4 protein-coding genes and 1 tRNA gene are annotated in these 5,312 nt (G+C 68.7%); all 5 read right to left on the bottom strand.

The window, feature by feature from the left end; genetic code table 11:
• Positions 1-78: 78 nt before the first annotated feature.
• Positions 79-154 (bottom strand) — tRNA-Asn (locus tag ACNPM4_RS09915).
• Between the two features lie 96 nt (positions 155-250).
• Positions 251-1,024 carry an ATP-binding cassette domain-containing protein gene (locus tag ACNPM4_RS09910; protein ID WP_029261738.1) on the bottom strand — a complete coding sequence of 258 codons (774 nt, stop codon included), beginning with the start codon at positions 1,022-1,024 and terminating at the stop codon, positions 251-253.
• A 36-nt stretch (positions 1,025-1,060) separates the two neighbouring features.
• Entirely contained in the window at positions 1,061-2,920 is a 1,860-nt protein-coding gene (gene dnaG / locus ACNPM4_RS09905; RefSeq protein WP_105710091.1) for a DNA primase, read from the bottom strand.
• Positions 2,920-4,305, bottom strand: a complete 1,386-nt coding sequence (locus tag ACNPM4_RS09900; RefSeq protein WP_029261736.1) for a deoxyguanosinetriphosphate triphosphohydrolase — start codon at positions 4,303-4,305, stop codon at positions 2,920-2,922. The genes dnaG and ACNPM4_RS09900 overlap by 1 nt, the downstream gene beginning before the upstream one ends.
• Positions 4,295-5,312, bottom strand: a 1,018-nt coding sequence (gene dusB / locus ACNPM4_RS09895) for a tRNA dihydrouridine synthase DusB (protein WP_448985544.1), incomplete at its 5' end; no start/stop codon positions are given. The genes ACNPM4_RS09900 and dusB, both read right to left, overlap by 11 nt.

Genomic DNA, 5,312 nt, shown 5'->3' with positions numbered 1-5,312 from the left:
GGCTCTTCTCTCCATTTCAACCGCTCGATCCCGCGCCTGAACGAGAAAAGCCCCCTCCGTGGAGGGGGCTTTTCTCGTTGGCTCCCCGGCTTGGACTCGAACCAAGAACCTGCCGGTTAACAGCCGGCTGCTCTGCCAATTGAGCTACCGAGGAATGTGCCCGCTCAGCGGGCAACTCGACAAGCTTAGCAAACTCCGGACCGACTTCATGACACCGGGGCACCCTTCGCGGATGCCGGGCGTGTCGTGCTCAGCGGCGAGAATCCGACTCCGCATTCGGCACCCACAGCAGGTCACGTCCGACGCCACGGGCGACCACATGACCGGCACGCAGCATGAGAGTCTCGGCGTTGAGCTCGCGGATGAAGTCCGCATCGTTGGTGACGAGCAGGGCTGCCATCCCCTGCTCCTTGCGGCGTCTGGTGATGGCGTCGAAGACCACCGGTCGCACTTCGAGGTCGAGGTTCGCGAGGATCTCGTCGGCGATCAGCACCTTCGGCTCCAGGACGAACGAGCGTGCGATCGCGACACGCTGGCGCATGCCGGCGCTGAGCTCGTACGGGAACTTGGCCGCCGTGCCGAGCGGGAGGTGCAACTCGTCCAGGAGGGTCGCCACACGGATCGAGAGCGCCTTGGTGTTGACCTTGCGCTCGCGGACGAGGATCGGCTCGGCGATGACCTCATTGACGGTCAGCCGCGGCGGCAGGTCGGCACCCGCCCCCTGCGGCACGAAGCCGGTGCGGTAGGTGAGGATTCTGTGCTTGCGTCCCGGCCGGCGCACGTCGACGCCGCACACCTGCGCGCTCCCCCCGACGACCTTCACCGATGGGTCGGTGGAACCCGCGAGAGCGGCGACCAGAGTGGATTTTCCGGAACCCGTGGGGCCGGCGACGCAGATCAGTCCCCCGGGAGCGAGAGAGAAGGTGACGCCGTCAACGGCGCGGGTCGGCATCCCGTGGCCGATCCGGTCGATCACGAGATCCGAGCAATCGATCGCGTTCGTGGATTCTGGCCTGCGGGACATGTGTCCATCCTGCCTTCTTCGCGGTGCAGGGCGGGGTTACGACTCGGCGAAGCGCTGACGCTCGGCATCGATGTCGCGAAGGCGCATCCGCAACGCACGGCCCCCATCGGAATCCGCCGGCACCCGCTGCACGGCGCCGAGAAGCTCCTGCTTGTCGCGCTCGAGCTGGCGCAGGACGAGTCGTCGGGCGAGGTCGGCCACGGTGGCGACGGCGCGCTCCTCATCCCGCGCGGGGAAAGGCGTCATCAGCAGCTCACCCGCCAGCGAGCGGTAGGGCTCGCGGACGCTGTTGACGGCCTCCGTCACCCAGCCGGCCCTGGTGCGGTCGGGCGCCGCCGCCACGGCTTCGCGCACGGCGTCGAGACCCGGGGTGCGGAACGGCATGCCCAGCGCCCGATTCAGGAGGGCCTGATCGACCTGATGCCCGTACTGCAGGGCACCCATCAGCGCGTCCCGTTCGACCGCGACATCGGGGCTGCGCGGAAGACTGGCGAGTGTGACCGGCGCCACGACCGATGCCCCGGTCGCGGGATCGACCTGCGGAGCCTCGCGACGCGAGTGCTGCGGCGTGGAACCGCCACGCGCCGCGCGCTCGACCTCGCTACGCACCTCGGTGGGATCCATCCCGAGTCGCCGTGCCAGGACACGCTCGTAACCCGGGCGAAGGAGCTGGTCGCGGATCTCGGCCACGATCGGCGCCGCAGCCCTCAGAGCGCCCACGCGCCCCTCGACGGTGGAGAGATCGAAGCCGCCCAGCTTGCGGTCGATCGCGAACTCGAACATCGGCTGCTTGGTGTCCATCAGCCCGCGAACGGCCGCGTCGCCACGCTGGAGGCGCAGATCGCACGGATCGAGCCCGTCCGGGGCGACCGCCACGAAGGTCTGCGCGTTGAACCGATCGTCCTCCGTGAAGGCTCGCAGCGCCGCCTTCTGGCCGGCCTCGTCGCCGTCGAATGTGAAGACGACCTCGCCGGAGGCGTTGTCATCACCCATCACACGCCGCAGCACTTTGATGTGGTCGGTGCCGAAGGCGGTGCCACACGTCGCGATGGCCGTGGTGAGGCCGGCGAGGTGACAGGCCATCACATCGGTGTAGCCCTCGACCACGACGACGCGGCGGGGGTCTCCACGCGCGATGTCGCGCTTGGCGAGGTCCAGGCCGTAGAGGACCTGCGCCTTCTTGTAGATCGGGGTCTCCGGGGTGTTCAGGTACTTCGGGCCGTTGTCGTCGTCGAAGAGCTTGCGCGCGCCGAAGCCGATCGTCTGACCCGAGACGTCGCGGATCGGCCACACCAGGCGCCCGCGGAACCGGTCGTAGACGCCGCGCTGCCCGGTGGAGACCAGTCCGGCGTTGCTGAGCTCTTCGCGCGTGAAGCCCTGTGCGGTGAGTGCCTTGAGCATGCCGTCCCAGCCGCGCGGCGCGAAGCCGACGCCGAAATGCGCCGCGGCTCCGGCGTCGAAGCCGCGCTCCCCGAGGAAGCGGCGGCCGGCCTCGGCATCCGGCGTGAGCAACTGTGCGCGGAAGAACTCCGCGGCCGCGGTGTTCGCCGCGTAGAGACGGCTGCGGCCGCTCGTCTCCGGTGCCGCTCCCCCGTCCTCATAGTGCAGCGTGTACCCGATGCGGCCGGCGAGACGCTCGACCGCCTCGGTGAAGCTGACGTGGTCCATCTCGCGCAGGAACGAGTAGACGTCGCCCGACTCGCCGCAGCCGAAGCAGTGGTAGTAGCCCACCTGCTGGCGCACATGGAAGCTCGGGCTCTTCTCGTCGTGGAAGGGGCACAGTCCCTTGAGTGAACCCACGCCCGCCGACTTCAGCGCGACACGCTCACCGACGATGTCGGCGATGTTCGTGCGCGCCTTGACCTCGTCGACGTCGGCCTGCCGGATCCGCGGCATCAGCGCGCCCCTTCGGCGATGGGCCGCCTCTCGGCGTGCGCCCGAGCCCCGGGTCGGGCGTGACGAGGAGTCCAGATGCCCACCTCGGCCGGATCGATCTCTCCCACGAGCCGGTTGTGCCAGTCGATCGCGCTCTGGTCGGTGAGGCTCGCGATCTGATCCACGACGACCCTGGCGCGCTCGGCATCGTTCTCCGCCGCGATGAAGTCGGCAGCGAACGCGGGCTCGAGCACGTCGGACCCGGCGGACCACAGGGCGTCTGTCGACCAGAGCGCCTCGGCGAGCCGCGTCAGAACGCGCCGCTGTTCCTTGTACACGCCCTTGCGAGCCTCGATCGTGACGATCGCCTGACCCATGATGCCCTTGAGCACCGCGATCTCGACCTCGATCACCCGCGGGACGACGACATGCGCGTTGTAGCGAACCAGAGCGGTGCTTCCGTACGCCTCTTTGGTGGCGGCGACCGCGGCTTTGGCGAAGCGGCCGATCAGGTCGCTCGTCAGGTTCTTGAGACGGGCGAGCGCCTGCCGTGAGCGGTCGAACGACGCGAGCCACATCGGCTGGGACGAGAGGCGGTACAGCGCATCCGCCAACTCGTCGCGAGTGAAGTCGTATCCCACCCACTGCTGGATGCGTCCGAGCAGCGCATCGTGCGCACGCGGATCGGCCAGCTGCGCGACGTCGACGTATCCGTTGACGATCGCGTCCTCGAAGTCGTGCACCGAGTATGCGATGTCGTCCGAGAGATCCATGATCTCGGCCTCGATGCACCGCAGGCGTCCGGGGGCTCCCTCGCGCATCCACCGGAACACAGCCTCGTCCTCGGGGTACACGCCGAACTTGAGCCGCCCACCGGGATCCGGCACCGGACTGTCGACCGTCCACGGGTACTTGCACGTCGCGTCGAGGCTGGCGCGCGTCAGGTTCAGTCCGACCGAGCGGTCATCGTCGTCGAGCACCTTGGCCTCGAGCCGCGAGAGGATGCGCAGCGACTGGGCATTGCCCTCGAAGCCGCCGATCGGCTCCGCCCATTCGTTGAGCGCCCGCTCGCCGTTGTGTCCGAACGGCGGGTGGCCCAGGTCGTGGCTCAGGCAGGCGGTGTCGACCACATCGGCCGAGACGCCGAGAGCGACCGCCAGCTCCCGTCCGACCTGCGCCACCTCGAGCGAGTGGGTCAGGCGGTTGCGGGCGAAGTCGGCCGTGCTGGCCGGGCTCAGCACCTGTGTCTTCGCGGCGAGCCGACGCAGAGCTGCGGAATGCAGCACGCGTGCACGATCGCGCGCGAAGTCGTTGCGCTCCGAACGATGGGTCTCCGCGAAGAAGCGCTCGGCGTCGCGCGCGTCGTAACCGTCGGCGCGCAGGCCGACCTGAGGATCAACCGCCACTGTTCTCGATCTCCGCTCCACGCATCATCTCCGATGCCGACGAGGCGAGCTCCCGCGACTCCAGCCACTTGTCCGGCAGTGCCGTCCGCTTCGGGTGCCCGGAACGTCCGCGCTGCCCCTCGGCATCCGCACCGGGATACGGAGCGGTGTGATCGAGTCGCCCGAGGAAGTCGTCGATCTCCGCGAGGCTGGACGCGGTGGCGAGCCCGGTGCGGATGTCACCACCGACCGGGTATCCCTTGAAATACCAGGAGACGTGCTTGCGGATGTCACGGCACCCGCGATCTTCGTCTTCGAAGAACTCGACCAGCAGCTCGGCATGCCGACGGAAGGCGTTCGCGACGAACCCGAGCGTGGCGTCGACCGTCTTGCCCTCGCCACCGAAGGCGGTGGCGAGCTCACCGAACAGCCACGGGCGTCCGAGGCAGCCGCGTCCGACCACGACACCGTCGCAGTCGGTCTGCGCCATCATGCGCACGGCATCATCGGCGGACCAGATGTCGCCGTTGCCCAGCACGGGGATGCTCGTGACGGCCTGCTTCAGCTCGCCGATCGCGTTCCAGTCGGCGTGCCCGGAGTAGAACTCGCCCGCGGTGCGCGCGTGCAGGGCCACGGCGGCTGCACCGGCATCCTCCGCCGCGCGCCCGGCGTCGAGGAACGTCAGGTGATCCTTGTCGATTCCCTTGCGCATCTTCACCGTGAGCGGCACGTCACCCGCTGCCTTGACCGCCTGGTCGACGATGTCGGCGAACAGCTTCGACTTCCACGGCAGCGCTGCTCCCCCGCCGCGGCGGGTGACCTTCGGCACCGGGCATCCGAAGTTGAGATCGATGTGGTCGGCATGGTCTTCCGCGACGATGATGCGCACGGCCTCGGCGATCGTCTTCGGGTCGACACCGTAGAGCTGAATGGACCGCGGCGTCTCGGACTCGTGATGCCGGATCAGCCGCATGGTCGTCTCGTTGCGCTCGACCAGCGCGCGCGAGGTGATCATCTCGCTCACGTAG

It is taken from the genome of Microbacterium umsixpiens, assembly GCF_053543675.1.
Note: the sequence above shows the minus strand (reverse complement) of the source record. Positions and strands in the feature narration are given on the sequence as shown.